At 33.8% G+C, this 18,399-nt stretch carries 21 protein-coding genes; all 21 read left to right on the top strand.

From position 1 onward, the window contains the following. Positions 1-374: 374 nt before the first annotated feature. The 21 genes from ACJ6WR_RS11440 (at position 375) to nuoL (ending at position 18,390) form a co-directional block, all read left to right on the top strand. A complete protein-coding gene (locus ACJ6WR_RS11440) occupies positions 375-1,043 on the top strand; it encodes a hypothetical protein (protein WP_409417857.1) in 669 nt (222 codons plus the stop codon). A 5-nt stretch (positions 1,044-1,048) separates the two neighbouring features. Continuing rightward, positions 1,049-1,477, top strand: coding sequence for a hypothetical protein (locus ACJ6WR_RS11435; RefSeq protein WP_409417856.1), 429 nt, complete (start codon positions 1,049-1,051; stop codon positions 1,475-1,477). A gap of 252 nt (positions 1,478-1,729) precedes the next feature. Further along, a complete protein-coding gene (locus ACJ6WR_RS11430; RefSeq protein ID WP_409417855.1) occupies positions 1,730-2,353 on the top strand; it encodes a hypothetical protein in 624 nt (207 codons plus the stop codon). A gap of 4 nt (positions 2,354-2,357) precedes the next feature. Further along, entirely contained in the window at positions 2,358-2,723 is a 366-nt protein-coding gene (locus ACJ6WR_RS11425; protein WP_409417854.1) for a hypothetical protein, read from the top strand. Between the two features lie 947 nt (positions 2,724-3,670). After that, positions 3,671-4,075, top strand: a complete 405-nt coding sequence (locus tag ACJ6WR_RS11420; protein WP_409417853.1) for a hypothetical protein — start codon at positions 3,671-3,673, stop codon at positions 4,073-4,075. Further along, entirely contained in the window at positions 4,059-4,463 is a 405-nt protein-coding gene (locus ACJ6WR_RS11415) for a hypothetical protein (protein ID WP_409417852.1), read from the top strand. The genes ACJ6WR_RS11420 and ACJ6WR_RS11415 overlap by 17 nt, the downstream gene beginning before the upstream one ends. Positions 4,464-4,796: 333 nt before the next feature. Next, positions 4,797-5,240: a hypothetical protein gene (locus tag ACJ6WR_RS11410; RefSeq protein ID WP_323490168.1), complete on the top strand. Its 444-nt coding sequence runs from the start codon at positions 4,797-4,799 to the stop codon at positions 5,238-5,240. A gap of 328 nt (positions 5,241-5,568) precedes the next feature. Next, positions 5,569-7,326, top strand: a complete 1,758-nt coding sequence (gene aspS, locus ACJ6WR_RS11405) for an aspartate--tRNA ligase (protein ID WP_086893656.1) — start codon at positions 5,569-5,571, stop codon at positions 7,324-7,326. Between the two features lie 112 nt (positions 7,327-7,438). Then, entirely contained in the window at positions 7,439-7,633 is a 195-nt protein-coding gene (locus tag ACJ6WR_RS11400; protein WP_007137066.1) for a cold-shock protein, read from the top strand. A 246-nt stretch (positions 7,634-7,879) separates the two neighbouring features. Next, entirely contained in the window at positions 7,880-8,245 is a 366-nt protein-coding gene (locus ACJ6WR_RS11395) for an NADH-quinone oxidoreductase subunit A (RefSeq protein ID WP_035618204.1), read from the top strand. 178 nt (positions 8,246-8,423) lie between these two features. Further along, positions 8,424-8,972: an NADH-quinone oxidoreductase subunit B gene (locus ACJ6WR_RS11390; RefSeq protein WP_035618207.1), complete on the top strand. Its 549-nt coding sequence runs from the start codon at positions 8,424-8,426 to the stop codon at positions 8,970-8,972. Positions 8,973-8,976: 4 nt separating this feature from the next. Then, positions 8,977-9,498 carry an NADH-quinone oxidoreductase subunit C gene (locus ACJ6WR_RS11385; RefSeq protein WP_409417851.1) on the top strand — a complete coding sequence of 174 codons (522 nt, stop codon included), beginning with the start codon at positions 8,977-8,979 and terminating at the stop codon, positions 9,496-9,498. Positions 9,499-9,530: 32 nt separating this feature from the next. Continuing rightward, positions 9,531-10,769 (top strand): NADH-quinone oxidoreductase subunit D, encoded by a 1,239-nt coding sequence (locus tag ACJ6WR_RS11380; protein WP_039113667.1) that lies wholly within the window; start codon positions 9,531-9,533, stop codon positions 10,767-10,769. 102 nt (positions 10,770-10,871) lie between these two features. Continuing rightward, complete coding sequence (locus ACJ6WR_RS11375; protein WP_039113666.1) at positions 10,872-11,402, top strand: NAD(P)H-dependent oxidoreductase subunit E; 531 nt, start codon at positions 10,872-10,874, stop codon at positions 11,400-11,402. 1 nt (position 11,403) lies between these two features. Further along, positions 11,404-12,771 (top strand): NADH-quinone oxidoreductase subunit NuoF, encoded by a 1,368-nt coding sequence (nuoF, locus tag ACJ6WR_RS11370; protein WP_039113665.1) that lies wholly within the window; start codon positions 11,404-11,406, stop codon positions 12,769-12,771. Between the two features lie 77 nt (positions 12,772-12,848). Continuing rightward, on the top strand, positions 12,849-13,880 hold the full coding sequence (locus ACJ6WR_RS11365; RefSeq protein WP_039113663.1) for a 2Fe-2S iron-sulfur cluster-binding protein: 1,032 nt from the start codon (positions 12,849-12,851) through the stop codon (positions 13,878-13,880). A 2-nt stretch (positions 13,881-13,882) separates the two neighbouring features. Further along, positions 13,883-14,935 carry an NADH-quinone oxidoreductase subunit NuoH gene (gene nuoH, locus ACJ6WR_RS11360; protein WP_039113661.1) on the top strand — a complete coding sequence of 351 codons (1,053 nt, stop codon included), beginning with the start codon at positions 13,883-13,885 and terminating at the stop codon, positions 14,933-14,935. A 160-nt stretch (positions 14,936-15,095) separates the two neighbouring features. After that, on the top strand, positions 15,096-15,641 hold the full coding sequence (locus ACJ6WR_RS11355) for an NADH-quinone oxidoreductase subunit I (protein ID WP_039113659.1): 546 nt from the start codon (positions 15,096-15,098) through the stop codon (positions 15,639-15,641). Further along, positions 15,641-16,180, top strand: coding sequence for an NADH-quinone oxidoreductase subunit J (locus ACJ6WR_RS11350; RefSeq protein WP_039113657.1), 540 nt, complete (start codon positions 15,641-15,643; stop codon positions 16,178-16,180). Before ACJ6WR_RS11355 ends, ACJ6WR_RS11350 begins: the two co-directional genes overlap by 1 nt. Beyond that, entirely contained in the window at positions 16,180-16,500 is a 321-nt protein-coding gene (gene nuoK, locus ACJ6WR_RS11345; RefSeq protein WP_035618229.1) for an NADH-quinone oxidoreductase subunit NuoK, read from the top strand. The genes ACJ6WR_RS11350 and nuoK overlap by 1 nt, the downstream gene beginning before the upstream one ends. Before the next feature lie 6 nt (positions 16,501-16,506). After that, positions 16,507-18,390 carry an NADH-quinone oxidoreductase subunit L gene (nuoL, locus tag ACJ6WR_RS11340; protein ID WP_409417850.1) on the top strand — a complete coding sequence of 628 codons (1,884 nt, stop codon included), beginning with the start codon at positions 16,507-16,509 and terminating at the stop codon, positions 18,388-18,390. Positions 18,391-18,399: the final 9 nt, after the last annotated feature.

Here is an 18,399-nt window from a genome sequence, read left to right as displayed (position 1 = left end):
ATAAGAGTAATAAAGAAGTTCAATCAGTGTTGTCATCTAAACAAAAAAACCAACTAATTATGCTTAGTTTTTTATAGATTTATTATTGTGCAAATAAACATATGACATGAACTATCCATTAAAACATGCTATTCCCAGCTCCCGCACGAATCCTTTCGTGTGGTATGGGTTAATAGGAATATAAACTTATTAACCCATTAAAATACACTGATCCTAGCGGGAATAAAGCCTCAGGAAACGGGAAAGATTGCGTAGATTGTGGGCTCACTCCTACCGAACAAACAGGTATAGGAAACGGGATTAAGTTTATAGTAGACAATTGGGATAGTTGGGGCATTAAAGATTGGGTAAAGGAAAAAATAAGCCTTAAGAATTTGTTTGGCAAAAAGAATCGTAATCGTGATTCAGGACCGCCACCTCCTCCGCCTAATATGAGTAGTTATGTGAATATGAATACTGTTAATTATTCAGGTGGGCAATTGGGAATAAGTAATTTAAATTCAGTAAATTGGTATGAGCCAAGTGGTAAAGTAAATTGGGCTTTTGCGACTGCTTCTACCTTAGGAGCTGTTAAAGGAACACTAAACTCAGAACGAATGTATGTAGAAGGTATCAGGAGAGGTGTTTCAGGAAATTACCAGTTAACAGGCAGAAACCTTAGTTTATTTAGAGAGGCTCCAATGACAAAAGCTACAATTCCTATATCTAAAGTTGGGCAATGGGCAGGTACGTTAGGCAGAAACTCTTTTTATGCCGGGATTTTTTTGGATGGTATTGGCGTATTGACTTACATGGAGGATCCAAATTCACAAAATGCTGTTCATCCAGCAAAAGCGGGATTAAATACTGTCATGGGAGCTATGGGAACTTGGGGAGGTACCCTAGCAGCAATTCCTTCCATGCTTTATTTCGGTATAGATGCTTTTTATACAAGCTCAGGAGGAGGTTGGATAGGATTAGGAATAGATCAAGAAAGGTTATATCGTGAAAACAAAGCTATAAATCCAAATTACCAAGCCTTTCCAGGGGCATTGAAACAATAATTGTTATGAAATTTATCAAAAAAAGTTATTATTATTTTTTCTATAAGATTTACCGTTCTATAGAATATACCTCAGAATTATCTGGGGGTAAATTTCTTACATTTTACAAAGCAGGTCTTGTTATGCTTGCTTTAGAAGCATGGATATTCTTTTCATTATTAGCATATTACAAAATTTACACAAAAATAAGCATACAACTTTTGATTTCAATGCCTATTGTCTATATACCTGCCATCATAATTTATGTGTTTAATTATTTCACATTAGACTATAAAGATAATTGGAGACAATTTAATGCAGAATTTGCAAATTATTCTAAGAGAAAGAATCGAATTGGAGGTTGGATTGTATTTGGAATAATCTTGCTTATAGTCAGCAACTTGATTTTTTCATTTTATTTAATGAGTCAGATAGATTGGAGTCAATATCGTTAAAATTGCCCGCCCGCTCCCGCACGAAATAATTCGTGCGGGAGCGGGGTTAATTAGGAATATGCCCTAAACAACCCATTAAAATACACCGATCCTAGCGGGAATAAAGCCTCAGGAAACGGTAAAGATTGTGTAGATTGTGAGCTCACTCCTACCGAACAAACAGGTATAGGAAACGGGATTAAGTTTATAGTAGACAATTGGGATAGTTGGGGCATTAAAGATTGGGTAAAGGAAAAAATAAGCCTTAAGAATTTGTTTGGCAAAAAAAATCGTGATTCAGGACCACCACCTCCTCCACCTAATCTGAGCCATTATATTGATCTTGGAGATTCTACAACAAATAACAATTTAGCTACAACAGCTAGTTTATTGGGAGGAGCTAGTGGGCTTATGAATGAATTATCTGTTGTAAAGTTTTATAATGATGCCCCAAAAGGATTTTTTGCAGTAAATTACAAAGGTATGTACACCTCATGGACTGACAGTTTTAAAGGAGGTACAAGAGGTAATATATCCTATTCATTTGTTCAAACTGCTAAAGCTAAAGCTAGTGGTGTAAAACTAGCCTCCAAATTTGGTGGATATGCAAATATTTTAGGCGGCTATGTTGGCTATTATGGAGCTGTAGATAATTATTTCAAAGGTGATTATTATGGATCGGTTAGAGAAGGCACGGGTAACTATGTTGGTCTTGAGTTAGCCGCAGCAAAAGGGAACGTTGTTGGAATTGGTTGGACAATCGGTTGGAATATTTTAGGACCATGGGTGACAAATTCAGAAGCATATAATAATTTCTTTTTTGGAAAGAATTCTACAATTTATAAGAATCGAGAAAGAGAAAATGACTGGTATGAGAGTAAAATATTAAAAGAATAAAGTTATGAAAATTTACAAATTAATTTATTATCATTTTTTTCTAAAAAGTTTAAAAAAAAATGCTGTGCCTGAAATACCAGTATATGCAATGTTATCTTTTACACAAACTAGTAATTTAATAACATTAACTAATATAATAATGATTATTACCAGAATGGATATTGATTATGATGTTAGAAAAATAGCACTTATAGCACCTATTTTATTTTATTTTAGTAATTATTATTATTTTACTAAAAAAGGAAATGGTGCAATCATAATCAAGGATAACTCCTATTCTTTAGGCAAATATTCTTTTTTACTTAGTATTTATAATCTTTCATCATTTTTCGCTATGGTTTTAACATATTATTTTTACAAGGAGTACTAAAATTAAGAATACTGTTTTTTTTATAAAGGCTATCATTCTTTGATAGTCAGGACCGCCACCTCCTCCGCCTAATAGGAGTACTTATATGAGTATAAATACTATTAATCAGGAGGAGGTTGGGTAAGATTAGATCAAGAAAGATTATTCCAGAATCTTGGTTATTAAAATTCTCTAAACGGATATTAGTTATATAAAAAAACATAAATACAATGAAGCTTTACAAATATTTATATTATAATTTATACTTATCTAGTACCAGACATAATGCTTTCCCTGAGGCACCAGTGATTGGTTTTATTTCTTTTTCTCAAACAAATAATTTACTTAGCTTGCTAAATGTTTTTCTTTTTTTTACAAAAATGATTAACAACTATAATCTTCCAGTTTATTATTTAACAACTCAAATAGGTTTATTTGTTATAAATTACTATTATTATGTAACTACGAAGAAAGGGGAATCGATTCTTCAAAATAAAAAATATTCATTAGGTAAATTATCATTTCTTACGGATATATATTTATTTTCATCCGTTGTAATAATGGGACTCACATATTATTTATATAAGGAGTTTTAAAATGATAAATCTTTGGTTAGGTGCTGCAAAAAAATGGGCGTTATTGGAATTAGTAGCGCAACGATAGCACGGAAATTCTTTCCGGGCCAACTGCAATAGGGTATACGAAAAACCTAAACTTTAAAAGCTGGGGCAGAAGTTGGAATAAATTTTGGAGCAAAAACCGTGATTCAGTACCGCCACCTCCTCCGCCTAATATGAGTAGTTATGTGAATATGAATACTGTTTAATTATACAGGTTTAAAATACAATCTAGAAAATGTAAATAATAATAGTTTTATTGCAAATGCAATCTCAAAAGGACTATGGGGAATTAACACTACAATTGGAGGTATTTCTACATATATGGTGAACAGCGCACAATTTTACAAAATGAATGAAATTTGGCATGTAACAAAAACTGCAGGAACGAGTTATTTTTGGCAAGCTAAATGGCAAAATCCGGGGGCAATGTATCATAGGGCAAATCAAATTTCTAAAGTAAAAAATGCAAGGAGTTTTTCTACAAAATTAACAAAAGTTGGAGGTGCCTTGCTGGTAGCCGATATAGCTCTTTCAGGTGATATAAAACCATCACATGTAATAAATGGGATAATGCTTGGAATGTCAACAACAGGTGTAGGCTCTATAGTAGCTGGAGCTTGGTTCATAGCTGATTTTGGCACAATGGGGGTGAATTATTTAATTAACGGCGAATCTAAAGGACTTAGTGACATGATTGACGAAAGTAGTTTAGGAAAAGATACAACAATAAAAATGTATGAAGAATTATATTAATAAAATCGATTTTCCAGTTTTAGATATTTCTATCAATGAATGGAATAATGAAAATATTAGTGAAATAATATTTTATGATATTTATTTCACTAATAAATCTTACGAATTATTTAAAGAGCTAAGATTAAATCACAAAATTATAGATAGTAAGGGAGATATTTTTAAGATTATTAGACTTGAGAAAAAAGAAAAAAGATTTGTTAATTTTTTCGTAAAACCTAAACAAGAAATGATATTTGAGTTATTAGACGAAACAACTCATTTAAATGATTTGAAAAATTTTATGTTAAATAGAATAAATAATCTTGAAGTCAATGAATATAAATTCAAATGGATAGAAAATATTAAAAAAGCTAAAAATTTTAAGGAGTTAATAGGAGGAGTATAACTAGACAACATTAAAATTCTTTCTAAATCCTACCGAGCAAACAGGTATAGGAAATGGGATCAAAACTCTAAAAGACAATTGGGATGATTGGGGGATTAAAGATTGGGCAAAGAAAAACCTAAACTTTAACAGCTGGGGCAGAAGTAGGAATAAATTTTGGGGCAAAAACCGTGATTCAGGACCACCACCTAAATAGGAGTACTTATGTGAATATGAATGCTGTTAATCATTCAGGTGGGCAATTGTGAATGAGTAATTTAAACTCAGGAATTTGGTACGAGCCAAGTGGTCAAGTAAAAAATATACTCGTTTCCCACATATAAATAATATTAGATGAACTTAGATAATTATATAATGAAATTAAATTTGGTACTTTTTGATTTAGATGTCCAAATAGGGCATTTAGCTACAAATTTTAAAAATTCTGCAGTAATTAATCTTAATGTAGAAAAAGCAATTAAAGTAAAAGAGTTTTTTAAAAAAAATAAATTAAGATGTGTTCCGAGTTCAATCTCTTCGCATTCTGAATTTCCACATGAGTTTTTGGCGACTATTTTTGCTTTTTTAAAAGAAAAAAATGTAATATTTATTGGGACATATGGGCTCTCATATGAGTCTATTGAAGAGATTTATAGAGAATTAAATGAATTACATAAAGATCAGGAAAAAATAATTTTCATTTGTCATCCTAGAAAACTAAAATCGGGAGAAATAGAAATCTTAAATATTAATAATCTTAAGGAAATAGATGAATGGTTAGCTTTGTTAAAAAAATAAACATTATCCTCGTTCCCTGCGCCCAAACGTGTCATTTTGTGTGGCATAAGGAATTATTCTGGTCAAAAAGAATTTATTAATGATGTTGTGATTTTTTGAATATTTGATATTTGGTTGTTATGGCCTCATGAAAGGATTCGTATGGATGCATAGGGAGAATTATTTGAATCACAATTAATACAATTGCATAGATTTTGGTCTCGATAGTGCTAAAATTATCTATCCCAACAACCGAAATAAAAAAATAATCAAGAAGAATAGCATTAAACATTAGAAAACTGGACTTATTTAATTTTTGTGTTTACTTTTGCAATCTAAAATTTGGATCATGTATAGAAGTCATAATTGTGGCGAATTAAACGCCTCACACATTAATACAGAAGTTACACTAGCGGGCTGGGTTCAGAAATCGCGTGATAAGGGATTTATGAATTGGGTCGATTTACGTGACCGTTATGGAATCACACAACTTATTTTCGACGAAAGCCGTAGCGACAAAGCCGTTTTTGAAGCAGCAAAAACGCTAGGAAGAGAATTTGTTATCCAAGTTAAAGGAACTGTGATTGAACGTGAGGACAAGAACAAAAATAAAAACATGGTTACCGGTGACATAGAAATTTTAGTCACTGAACTAACTGTTCTTAATGCTGCATTAACGCCTCCTTTCACAATAGAAGATGAAACTGATGGTGGAGAAGATATCCGAATGAAATATCGTTACCTTGATATTCGTCGTAATCCAGTAAAAAATAGTTTACTATTCCGTCATAAAGTGGCAATGGAAGTTCGTAAATATTTATCTGATTTGGATTTCTGCGAAGTAGAGACTCCTTACTTAATAAAATCGACTCCAGAAGGAGCGAGAGATTTCGTTGTACCAAGTCGTATGAACGAAGGACAATTTTATGCATTACCACAATCTCCACAAACTTTCAAACAATTATTGATGGTTGGTGGTATGGATAAATACTTCCAGATTGTAAAATGTTTCCGTGACGAAGATTTACGTGCAGACCGTCAGCCTGAGTTTACACAAATCGATTGCGAAATGGCATTTGTAGAACAAGAAGACATTTTAAATGTTTTTGAAGGACTGACAAGACACTTACTAAAAGAAATAAAAGGTGTAGAAGTAGATAAATTCCCAAGAATTACTTACGACTATGCTATGAAAACATATGGGAATGACAAACCGGACATTCGTTTCGGAATGGAATTTGGAGAATTAAACGAATTTGCACAACATAAAGAGTTCCCAGTATTTAATGCTGCCGAATTAGTAGTTGGAATTGCAGTTCCTGGCGCAGGAAATTATACTCGTAAAGAAATTGACGGATTAATTGACTGGGTTAAACGTCCACAAGTTGGCGCATCCGGAATGGTGTATGCTAAATGTAATGACGATGGAACTTACAAATCATCTGTAGATAAATTTTATGACCAAGACGATTTAACCAATTGGGCAAAAGTTACAGGAGCAAAACCTGGCGATATGATTTTCGTGCTTTCTGGTCCGGCTAATAAAACACGTGCTCAATTAAGTGCTTTACGTATGGAATTGGCTACACGTTTAGGATTACGTAAACCAGAAGAGTTTGCACCACTATGGGTAGTTGATTTCCCATTATTAGAATTAGACGAAGAAACTGGTCGTTACCACGCCATGCACCACCCATTTACATCTCCTAAACCAGAAGATATGCAATTATTGGAAACTGAACCTGGAAAAGTTCGCGCCAATGCATATGACATGGTTCTTAACGGAAATGAAATCGGGGGAGGTTCTATCCGTATTCACGATAAGGCAACACAACAATTAATGTTTAAATACCTTGGTTTCACTGAGGATGAGGCCAAAGCACAATTCGGATTCTTAATGGATGCGTTCCAATTTGGGGCTCCACCACACGGAGGATTAGCTTTTGGACTAGACAGATTAGTAGCTATATTAGGTGGACAAGAGACAATTAGAGATTTTATCGCGTTCCCAAAAAATAATTCGGGTCGTGATGTAATGATTGATGCTCCTGCAGCAATAGATGCTTTACAATTAAAAGAATTACACATCCAAATTGAAGCAAAATAATAAGTGAATACACTGTAAATCAATATTTTTTCTAAAAAATTAACAGTTTGTTGTCTTTTGTATTATTTTATATCTTACATTTGCCTCATTATAAATTATTATTACTATTACAATGCGTACAGGTACAGTTAAATTTTTCAATGAGTCTAAAGGTTACGGGTTCATTACAGACGAAGAAACAGGAAAAGACATTTTCGTTCATGCATCAGGAATCAACGCGGAAGAATTACGCGAAGGTGACAGAGTAAGCTACGAAGAAGAAGAAGGAAGAAAAGGTAAAGTTGCTGCTAAAGTTGCAGTAATCTAAGCATAAAAATATAGCAATTTATTTTTTTTGCCACCGAATGCTTAAAAGCGTTTCGATTAATTTCGAAACGCTTTTTTTTTACGCCTAATTCTTAAAAAAATCATAAAATTCGAAATCTTATTTATAATCAATAAAAATTACACTATTACTACATTTCAAAACCTACTTAAATCATTTTTTAGCTTGTGATTTACATACTTGAGGGCTATCTTTGTGACTTATTTTTAAGCAAAAAATCCTTAAATTATGCATTCAGATCAAGTAAATTATATTCCAATTTTAATGCAGCTTATTTTAGCTGTTGGTTTTGTAGTAGGAACCATTATCATTTCTGGAAAATTAGGCCCAAAAAGAGCTTCCGCAAGCAAAGACAAAAACTTTGAGTGTGGTGTAGAATCTATTGGTAATGCTCGTGTACCATTCTCAGTAAAATATTTCTTAGTTGCTATATTATTTGTATTGTTCGACGTAGAGGTAATTTTCCTTTACCCATGGGCTGCAAACTTTAAAGAACTAGGTATGGAAGGAATGCTAAAAATGTTAGTATTCATGTCACTTCTTTTAGTAGGCTTCTTCTACATTATCAAAAAGAAAGCCTTAGAGTGGGAATAAAAAAAGAGATTTTAGATTTTAGATTGGTGATTTTAGATTTAAGAATAGATTCTTGACTAAGTTATTTACAATTTAAGATTTGAACTCCTCAAAATAATACAATTGATTTAAAAAAATTGATTTCAGTTTTTACGATTTCTCGAAATCTAAAATCAGAAATCAGAAATCTAAAATAAAAATGAGCGATTCAAATATAAATATGGTTGCCCCGCCAGAAGGAGTTACAGGAGAGGGTTTCTTCGCTACAAAACTTAACGACGTTGTAGGTTTAGCAAGAGCCAATTCGTTATGGCCTTTACCATTTGCAACTTCTTGTTGTGGTATCGAATTCATGGCTACAATGGCTTCGCATTACGATATAGCACGATTTGGTTCTGAGCGTGTGAGTTTTTCTCCTCGTCAGGCTGATATGTTAATGGTAATGGGAACTATTTCTAAAAAAATGGGACCAGTTTTACGTCAGGTTTACGAGCAAATGGCCGAACCTCGTTGGGTTATTGCCGTAGGTGCTTGTGCATCATCCGGAGGTATTTTTGATACTTATTCAGTTCTTCAGGGAATTGACAAAATAATACCTGTAGATGTTTATGTTCCGGGTTGTCCGCCAAGACCAGAACAAATTCTTGATGGTGTAATGAAATTACAAGAATTAGTAAAAAGCGAGTCTGTAAGAAGACGTAGCTCACCTGAGTACCAAGAATTATTGGCTTCATATAACATTCAATAACAAAATGGCATTAGAGACAATAGAAATTCAAGATAAATTAATTGAAACATTTGGAGAAAGTGTTTTCAATTTCAATCAAGAAAGAGACATTTTTTCATTAGAAGTTGATTCTGATAAAATTACAGCTGTAATTCTTTTTTTGAAAAATGACCCGACATTACGTTTTCATTTCCTAACTGATTTATGTGGTATTCACTACCCTGATAATGAAGTTGACCGCCAATTTGCAATAGTATATCATTTGCATAACTGGTATGAAAACAAAAGAATTAAAATAAAAGCCTTTATCAATGGTGAAAAACCAGAAATAAAAACCATATCAAACATTTTCTTGTGTTCAAACTGGATGGAAAGAGAAACATATGATTTTTATGGAGTAAATTTCATCGGTCATCCACAATTGAAACGTATTTTGAATATGGATGAAATGATTTCATTTCCGATGCGTAAAGAGTTTCCATTGGAAGACAGTGGAAGAACTGATAAAGACGACAGGTTCTTTGGAAGAACAACAACAAATTGCTAAGACAAAATCATATAATTTTTCACATTAAATAAATGTCAGAACTATTATTACCACCAGAGCATCGCTATGCTAAAATAATCGAACAGAAATTAAACGACGAAGGAAGCGAACTTTCTGTTCTGAACTTAGGACCAACACACCCAGCTACACACGGTATTTTTCAAAACGTACTGTTAATGGACGGTGAGAGAATTCTTGAGGCTGAAACAACTATTGGTTACATCCACAGAGCATTCGAAAAAATTGCCGAAAATCGTCCTTTTTATCAAATCACTCCTCTTACAGACCGAATGAACTATTGCTCCTCTCCTATCAATAATATGGGATGGTGGATGACTCTAGAAAAACTTTTAGAAATTGAAATACCTAAACGTGTTCAATACTTAAGAGTTATCATAATGGAACTGTCTAGAATTACCGATCATATTATCTGTAATTCAATTCTTGGGGTAGATACAGGTGCTTATACAGGTTTCCTTTACGTTTTTCAATTTAGAGAAAAAATATACGAAATCTACGAAGAAATTTGTGGAGCTCGTTTAACTACAAATATGGGAAGAATCGGTGGATTTGAAAGAGATTGGTCTGAGGCCGCTTTCAAAAAAATTGAAATTTTCTTAGAAGAATTTCCAGTTGCCTGGAAAGAATTCGAAAGCTTATTCGAAAGAAACAGAATTTTCATTGACAGAACGGTTAATGTTGGACCAATAAGTGCCGAAAGAGCTATGGCTTACGGTTTCACAGGACCAAACTTACGTGCTAGTGGTGTTGATTATGACATACGTGTTGCTCAACCGTATTCATCTTACGAAGATTTTGACTTTATCGTTCCAGTTGGGAAATCTGGTGACACTTACGACCGTTTCTGTGTTCGTAATGCCGAAGTTTGGGAAAGTTTAAGCATTATTCGTCAGGCATTAGATAAAATGCCAGAAGGAAATGTTTTCCATGCTGAAGTTCCAGATTACTATCTTCCTCCAAAAGAAGATGTATACACTAACATGGAATCGTTAATATATCACTTTAAGATTGTTATGGGAGAAGTTCCTGTTCCAGTTGCCGAAATATACCACGCGGTTGAAGGCGGAAATGGTGAATTAGGATTTTACCTGGTAACCGACGGAAGCAGAACTCCATACAGATTACATTTTAGAAGACCATGCTTTATATATTATCAAGCTTATCCTGAAATGATTAAAGGGGCTATGTTATCGGATGCCATTGTAATATTATCAAGTTTAAATGTTATCGCTGGAGAGTTAGACGCATAAAGAATTCAGATTGAAGAATCTAAAACTTAAACAATGATTGCAGAATATAGATTATAGACAACAGAAAAAACTGAAATCTAAAATCTAAAATCTAAAATAAAAATGGAACGTAAACATTACAAACAAGAAATAAATATGACTGAGGCATTGATGAACCGCATCAATGAGTTAATCAGTCATTATCCTGAAGACAAAAGAAAATCGGCTTTATTGCCTGTTTTACACGAAGTACAAGATGCCCATGAAAACTGGCTAAGTATTGAGCTACAGGACAAGGTTGCCGAAATCTTACATATAAAACCAATTGAGGTTTACGAAGTGGTAACTTTTTATACCATGTACAACCAAAAACCAATGGGTAAATACATGTTTGAATTTTGTCAGACTTCTTGTTGTTGTTTAAATGGTGCCGAAAATTTAATGGATTATACATCTGAGAAATTAGGTATCAAAATGGGTGAAACAACTCCTGACGGAATGTTCAGCATTGCTGGCGTTGAGTGTTTAGGTGCTTGTGGATACGCTCCAATGATGCAGTTAGGCGATTTCTACAAAGAAAAACTTACAGAAGAAAAAATTGATCAGCTAATCACTGATTGTAAGGATAATAAAATAATATTACACGATAAATAATATGTCACAGAAAATATTATTAGATAAAATCAATATTCCTGGTATCAAAACCTACGAAGTGTACCGCAAAAATGGTGGTTATGCATCTGTAGAAAAAGCTTTAAAAACGCTTACACCAGACGAAGTTGTTGAAGAAGTAAAAAAATCAGGTCTTCGTGGTCGTGGTGGTGCAGGTTTCCCTGCAGGTATGAAATGGAGTTTTATTGATAAAAAATCAGGAAAACCAAGACATTTAGTATGCAACGCCGACGAATCTGAGCCAGGTACTTTTAAAGATCGTTATTTGATGGAATATATTCCTCACTTATTGATTGAAGGTATGATTACTTCAAGTTTTGCCTTAGGCGCTAACTTATCATATATCTACATTCGTGGAGAATATATGTGGGTTTTCAAAATATTAGAAAGAGCCATTGCCGAAGCGAAAGCTGCTGGATTTTTGGGGAAAAACATATTAGGATCAGGATATGATCTGGAACTATACGTTCACTGTGGGGCTGGTGCTTATATTTGTGGTGAAGAAACTGCACTTATTGAGTCATTGGAAGGAAAAAGAGGAAATCCGCGTATTAAACCACCCTTCCCTGCTGTTTCTGGACTTTGGGCTAACCCTACCGTAGTAAACAATGTGGAAACTATAGCCACTGTGCCATGGATTATCAATAACTCTGGTGATGATTATGCCAAAATTGGTGTAGGTCGTTCTACTGGAACTAAATTAATCTCTGCTTCTGGACACGTTAAAAATCCTGGGGTTTACGAAATTGAATTAGGTTTAAGTGTTGATGAATTCATGAATTCTGATGAATACTTAGGCGGAATGTCTTCTAGCAGACCTTTAAAAGCGTTTGTACCTGGAGGTTCTTCTGTGCCAATTTTACCAGCCGAATTAATTTTTAAAACTGCAAATGGTGAAGATCGTTTAATGACTTACGAATCTTTAAGTGATGGTGGTTTTGCTACTGGATCTATGTTAGGTTCCGGAGGATTTATCGTATACAATGACACTGCTTGTATCGTAAGAAATACATGGAATTTTGCACGTTTTTACCACCACGAATCTTGTGGACAATGTACTCCTTGTCGTGAGGGTACAGGATGGTTAGAAAAAATATTATGGAGAATCGAAAACGGTCAAGGTCGTGAAGAGGATATCGAATTATTATGGAGCATTCAAAGTAAAATCGAAGGAAATACGATTTGCCCACTTGGAGATGCAGCATCTTGGCCAGTAGCAGCAGCTATTCGTCATTTTAGAGATGAATTTGAATATCACGTTCGTTTCCCAGAAAAAATAAAAAACAGAGAACATTTTGTTGCTGAGCCTTTTTCGCAAGTAAAACATTTAGTAACAAAACAAACAGTTTAAATTAGTTTGAAGCTTTTTAGCTTTAAGTTCAACAACTTGAAACTTTAAACCTTAAACTAAAATAACAAAATATAGAGATGAAAGTAACCATAGACGGTCAAAGTATAGACGTAGAGCCAGGAACAACAATCCTACAGGCTGCACGTATGATTGGTGGAGATTTAGTTCCGCCAGCCATGTGCTATTACTCAAAATTAAAAGGTAGCGGAGGAAAATGCCGTTGTTGTTTAGTTGAAGTATCGAAAGGAAGTGAAGCTGATCCAAGACCAATGCCAAAATTGATGGCATCTTGTGTAACAGGATGTATGGATGGTATGGAAGTAAACAGCAAATCTTCTGACAGAGTAACGGAAGCACGTAAATCTGTAACAGAATTTTTATTGATTAATCACCCTTTGGATTGCCCTGTTTGTGATCAGGCTGGTGAATGTGATCTTCAAAATTTAAGTTTTGAGCACGGAAATCCGAAATCACGTTTCATTGAAGAAAAAAGAACTTTTGAACCAGAAGATATAGGTCCGCATATTCAATTGCACATGAACCGTTGTATCTTATGTCAGAGATGTGTACAAGTTGCAGATCAATTGACAGACAATAGAGTTCACGGGGTATTAGATCGTGGTGATCACGCTAATATTTCGACTGGTATCTCTAAAGCAATCGATAATGAGTTCTCTGGAAATATGATTGATGTATGTCCTGTTGGAGCTTTGACTGATAAAACTTTCCGTTTTAAATCAAGAGTTTGGTTTAATAAGCCTTATAATGCACACAGAGAGTGTACTACTCCTGGATGTTGTGGTAAAACTACTGTTTGGATGTTTGGTGGCGAAATACAACGTGTAACTGGTCGTAAAGACATTTACCATGAAGTAGAAGAGTTTATTTGTAACAGTTGTCGTTTTGACCACAAAAATGTTGCTGACTGGACTATTGAAGGACCAAGAGAATTTGAAAAAGATTCGGTTATCAACCAAAATAACTATACTCGTAAGTTAGAAAAAGTAGAAATCGATACGGAGAAGAATATACTTTTAGGTAGAGATGAAGACCGTAAAAAAATTAGTATGGCACAAATTCCATTAACCAATAACGACAAAATCTCTTAGTAATGGATAGTACATTTATTATAGAAAAAAGTGTTGTAATCTTAGTGGTTTTTGCCGTGACTATGATTATGGCGATGTATTCTACTTGGGCTGAACGTAAAGTTGCAGCTTTCTTACAAGACCGTGTTGGACCTAACCGTGCTGGTTGGGGTGGATTATTACAACCTCTTGCAGATGGTATGAAGTTATTCTCGAAAGAGGAGTTTATACCTAATACTCCAAATAAATTTTTATTTGTTGTAGGTCCTGCAATTGCCATGAGTACTGCTTTAATGACAAGTGCCGTAATTCCTTGGGGAGATAAATTACATTTATTTGGCAGAGATATTTTACTACAAGCTACAGATATCAATATTGGATTATTATATTTCTTCGGAGTTGTTTCTGTTGGAGTTTATGGTATCATGATTGGTGGATGGGCATCTAACAGTAAATTCTCATTGATGGGAGCAGTTCGTGCTGCTTCGCAAATGGTTTCGTATGAAATTGCAATGGGTTTATCGATGATTGCTTTATTGATGATGACTGGTAGTTTAAGCTTAAGAGAAATCTCTATGCAACAAGCAGAAATGAACTGGAACGTATTTTACCAACCTTTATCTTTCTTGATATTTCTTATTTGTGCTTTTGCTGAAACAAACAGAACTCCTTTTGACTTAGCAGAATGTGAAACGGAATTAGTTGGTGGATATCACACGGAGTATTCTTCGATGAAAATGGGATTCTATTTATTTGCTGAATATGCAAATATGTTTATCTCGGCTACTATTATCTCTGTATTATTCTTTGGTGGATATAATTATCCTGGTATGCAATGGATGGTGGAGAATGCAGGTGTAAACCCAGCTAACGTTTTAGGAATGGTTGTTTTATTTGCCAAAATATGCTTTTTCATATTTTTCTATATGTGGGTTCGTTGGACTATTCCAAGATTCAGATATGACCAATTGATGCATTTGGGTTGGAAAATATTAATTCCGCTTTCTATCATCAATATCATGATTACTGGTGTTGTAATGTTAAGAGGTGAAATTGCAGCTTATTTAGGGTTTTAATAAACGAAATACCTAGCCCTGATAGAAGTGGAAATCCTTTATTGTTTTCCTTTAAAACAATAAAGATTGTAACGGATAGCAGGATTAGCTTCAGATAAAAATAAAAGAAATAAATTTTTGAATTTGGTTTTGGAATCAAAATCGCAAATGATAAATTAAAATGTCGATAGAAACTATATCATTATCGGGTAGAAAAAAGGTAGTCTCAAATAAAGAGATGACTTTTCTTGAGCGATTGTACCTTGTTGCAATTTTCAAGGGCTTGGTTATTACAATCAAACACTTTTTTAGACGTAAGAAAACAATTCACTACCCAGAACAAGTTCGTGTACGAAGCGATGTTTATCGTGGTCAACACCAGTTGAAACGTGATGAACAAGGTCGTGAAAACTGTACTGCATGTGGATTATGTGCTTTGTCATGTCCTGCTGAGGCAATCACGATGAAAGCTGAAGAGCGTAAACCAAATGAGAAACATTTGTACAGAGAAGAAAAATATGCTTCGATATATGAGATTAATATGTTGCGTTGTATTTTTTGTGGATTGTGTGAAGAGGCTTGTCCTAAAGATGCAATTTACCTGACTACGTCAAAAGTATTAGTTCCTTCTAGTTATGAAAGAGAAGATTTTATTTTTGGAAAAGATAAATTAGTGATGCCATTAGATGTGGCTATGAAAAACGCTCAACTTAAAAACGCTAATTAATGATACATATACCTGATTTTGCAAATGCAAATGCAATACAAATTACTTTTTGTATATTAGCTTTCATAACAGTGATAACTGCTTTCTTAACGATTTTTAGTCGTAACCCTATTCATAGTGCTATTTATTTAGTGATTTGCTTTTTCTCGATTGCGGGTCATTATTTACTATTAAATGCTCAGTTTCTAGCGATTGTTCACATCATAGTATATTCGGGAGCCATAATGATTTTGTTTTTATTTACCATTATGTTGATGAACCTGAACGAAAAACACGAAGTGCATAAACCCCGAATTACTCGTTTGGGCGCTATAGTTTCTTTCTGTTTGATTTGTATTGTATTAATTGCAATATTTATTAACTCTAAACCAATTGTTGGTGAATACGACTCGACTGGTGAAGATTTTCAATCGATAAAAGTATTAGGTAAAATATTACTGAACGAATATATGGTTCCGTTTGAATTTGCTTCTATTTTACTTTTGGTTGCCATGATTGGAACTGTGTTATTGTCTAAAAAAGAAAAATCGAAAAAATAATGAATAATATTTTAAATCAAATAGGTATTGAAAACTACATATTTTTAAGTGTAGTCCTTTTTTGCGTAGGCATATTTGGTGTTTTATACAGACGTAATGCGATTATCGTTTTTATGTCTATCGAAATCATGCTTAATGCAGTAAACTTATTATTTGTTGCTTTCTCTACTTATCACCAAGATGCACAAGGACAAGTATTCGTATTTTTCTCGATGGCAGTTGCTGCTGCTGAAGTAGCGGTTGGATTGGCAATTTTAGTATCGATATTTAGAAACATACATTCAATTAGTATCGATAATTTAAAAAATTTAAAAGGATAAATGGCAATGGATACCAATTTAGCTTTAGTTTTAGTATTAGCTCCTTTTTTAGGATTTTTAATCAATGTTTTCTTTGGAAAAAGTCTGGGAAAGACAGTTTCTGGCGCTATAGGAACTCTTTCTGTAGTTGTTTCATTTGCTGTAACTATTTATTTTTTCCTTCAAATAAATCAGACTCAACAACCTATCAGCATTTCTTTATTTGAATGGATTCAGATAAGTAATTTCAAAGTTGATTTAGGTTTCTTATTAGATCAATTGTCATTGCTTTGGTTGCTTTTTGTAACTGGTATTGGTTCTTTGATTCACTTATACTCTATCAGCTATATGCATGATGATGAGAAAATGCACCAGTTTTTTGCTTACTTAAACCTGTTTGTGTTTTTCATGATTACACTAGTTGTTGGGAGTAACTTATTAGTATTATTCATTGGTTGGGAAGGTGTAGGTCTTTGTTCTTACTTACTAATCGGTTTTTGGTATAAAAACCAAGAATATAATGATGCGGCTAAAAAGGCTTTTATCATGAACAGAATTGGAGATTTAGGATTATTAGTTGGTATTTTTATCATCGGTTCTATGTTCTCTTCTCTAGATTATGCAACTATAAAAACTGCAATCGCTAGCGCAACTGACTTAAATGTTCCGTTACTTTCTTTAGCAGCATTCTGTTTATTTATTGGTGCTTGTGGTAAATCGGCTCAAATCCCATTATACACATGGTTGCCAGACGCGATGGCTGGACCAACTCCGGTTTCTGCATTAATTCACGCTGCTACGATGGTTACTGCTGGTATCTTTATGATTACCAGATTAAACTTTGTTTTTGATTTAACTCCAGATGTTCAAAGCCTAATTGCTATTATTGGGGCAATAACTTCTCTTGTTGCTGCTACAATTGGTCTGGTTCAAAATGATATTAAAAAAGTACTGGCTTACTCTACTGTTTCGCAATTAGGTTTAATGTTTTTAGCATTAGGATTAGGTGCTTACGAAGTAGCTGTTTTCCACGTAATAACTCACGCTTTCTTTAAAGCTTGTTTATTCTTGGGTTCTGGTTCTGTAATTCACGCTTTGCATGGTGAACAAGATATGCGTAAAATGGGTGGATTGCGTAAAGCAATGCCAGTTACATTTATCACGATGCTTGTTTCTTCATTAGCAATATCGGGAGTTCCATTATTCTCTGGTTTCTTCTCGAAAGACGAAATTTTATTGACTGCTTTTCATCATAACATTCCGCTTTATGTTGTTGCATCGGTTGCATCTATCATGACTGCTTTTTATATGTTTAGATTAATGTTCTTGACTTTCTTTAAAGATTTTAGAGGAACTGAACACCAAAAAAGTCATTTACATGAAAGTCCTGCTTTAATCACTTTTCCATTAATCGTTTTAGCAATCCTGGCTACTTTTGGCGGATTGATTAGCTTACCTGGAAATAGCTGGTTGAATACTTATTTAGCTCCGCTTTTTACAAAAGTAGCTGGCGAAGCTCATCACTTAGGAACTACTGAATATACCTTAATGGGTGTTGCAGTAATTGGTGGTTTAGTTGGGATTTTTATTGCCTACTTAAAATACATCAAACAAAATAATGTTCCTGGTGAAGATGAATCTATTACTGGAGTAACAAAAGTATTATACAACAAGTATTATGTTGATGAAGCTTACGATTATGTATTTGTACGCTCTATTAATGGATTATCTAAATTCTTTAGAGATTATGTAGAAACAAGTATATCAGCTCTTGTTTTCGGATTAGGAAAAGTAACCAATGAGATAAGTTATCAAGGTAGAAAATTACAAAGCGGAAGTATCGGACTATATTTGTTTGCTTTTGTTTTGGGTCTTTGTGCCATTGTTTCTTATATATTTTTAGCTCAATAATTTAATAAC

Source organism: Flavobacterium sp. PS2 (genome assembly GCF_046250155.1).
GTDB lineage: Bacteria > Bacteroidota > Bacteroidia > Flavobacteriales > Flavobacteriaceae > Flavobacterium.
Note: the sequence above shows the minus strand (reverse complement) of the source record. Positions and strands in the feature narration are given on the sequence as shown.

Coding starts and splice junctions, on each gene's coding strand:
- ACJ6WR_RS11365 (WP_039113663.1), top strand. CDS start 12,849: ATGAAAGTAACCATAGACGGTCAAAGTATAGACGTAGAGCCAGGAACA.
- ACJ6WR_RS11410 (WP_323490168.1), top strand. CDS start 4,797: ATGAACTTAGATAATTATATAATGAAATTAAATTTGGTACTTTTTGAT.
- ACJ6WR_RS11415 (WP_409417852.1), top strand. CDS start 4,059: ATGAAGAATTATATTAATAAAATCGATTTTCCAGTTTTAGATATTTCT.
- ACJ6WR_RS11420 (WP_409417853.1), top strand. CDS start 3,671: ATGAATGAAATTTGGCATGTAACAAAAACTGCAGGAACGAGTTATTTT.
- ACJ6WR_RS11400 (WP_007137066.1), top strand. CDS start 7,439: ATGCGTACAGGTACAGTTAAATTTTTCAATGAGTCTAAAGGTTACGGG.
- nuoK (WP_035618229.1), top strand. CDS start 16,180: ATGAATAATATTTTAAATCAAATAGGTATTGAAAACTACATATTTTTA.
- nuoF (WP_039113665.1), top strand. CDS start 11,404: ATGTCACAGAAAATATTATTAGATAAAATCAATATTCCTGGTATCAAA.
- ACJ6WR_RS11395 (WP_035618204.1), top strand. CDS start 7,880: ATGCATTCAGATCAAGTAAATTATATTCCAATTTTAATGCAGCTTATT.
- ACJ6WR_RS11350 (WP_039113657.1), top strand. CDS start 15,641: ATGATACATATACCTGATTTTGCAAATGCAAATGCAATACAAATTACT.
- ACJ6WR_RS11435 (WP_409417856.1), top strand. CDS start 1,049: ATGAAATTTATCAAAAAAAGTTATTATTATTTTTTCTATAAGATTTAC.
- ACJ6WR_RS11355 (WP_039113659.1), top strand. CDS start 15,096: ATGTCGATAGAAACTATATCATTATCGGGTAGAAAAAAGGTAGTCTCA.
- aspS (WP_086893656.1), top strand. CDS start 5,569: ATGTATAGAAGTCATAATTGTGGCGAATTAAACGCCTCACACATTAAT.
- nuoH (WP_039113661.1), top strand. CDS start 13,883: ATGGATAGTACATTTATTATAGAAAAAAGTGTTGTAATCTTAGTGGTT.
- nuoL (WP_409417850.1), top strand. CDS start 16,507: ATGGATACCAATTTAGCTTTAGTTTTAGTATTAGCTCCTTTTTTAGGA.
- ACJ6WR_RS11390 (WP_035618207.1), top strand. CDS start 8,424: ATGAGCGATTCAAATATAAATATGGTTGCCCCGCCAGAAGGAGTTACA.
- ACJ6WR_RS11380 (WP_039113667.1), top strand. CDS start 9,531: ATGTCAGAACTATTATTACCACCAGAGCATCGCTATGCTAAAATAATC.
- ACJ6WR_RS11375 (WP_039113666.1), top strand. CDS start 10,872: ATGGAACGTAAACATTACAAACAAGAAATAAATATGACTGAGGCATTG.
- ACJ6WR_RS11425 (WP_409417854.1), top strand. CDS start 2,358: ATGAAAATTTACAAATTAATTTATTATCATTTTTTTCTAAAAAGTTTA.
- ACJ6WR_RS11385 (WP_409417851.1), top strand. CDS start 8,977: ATGGCATTAGAGACAATAGAAATTCAAGATAAATTAATTGAAACATTT.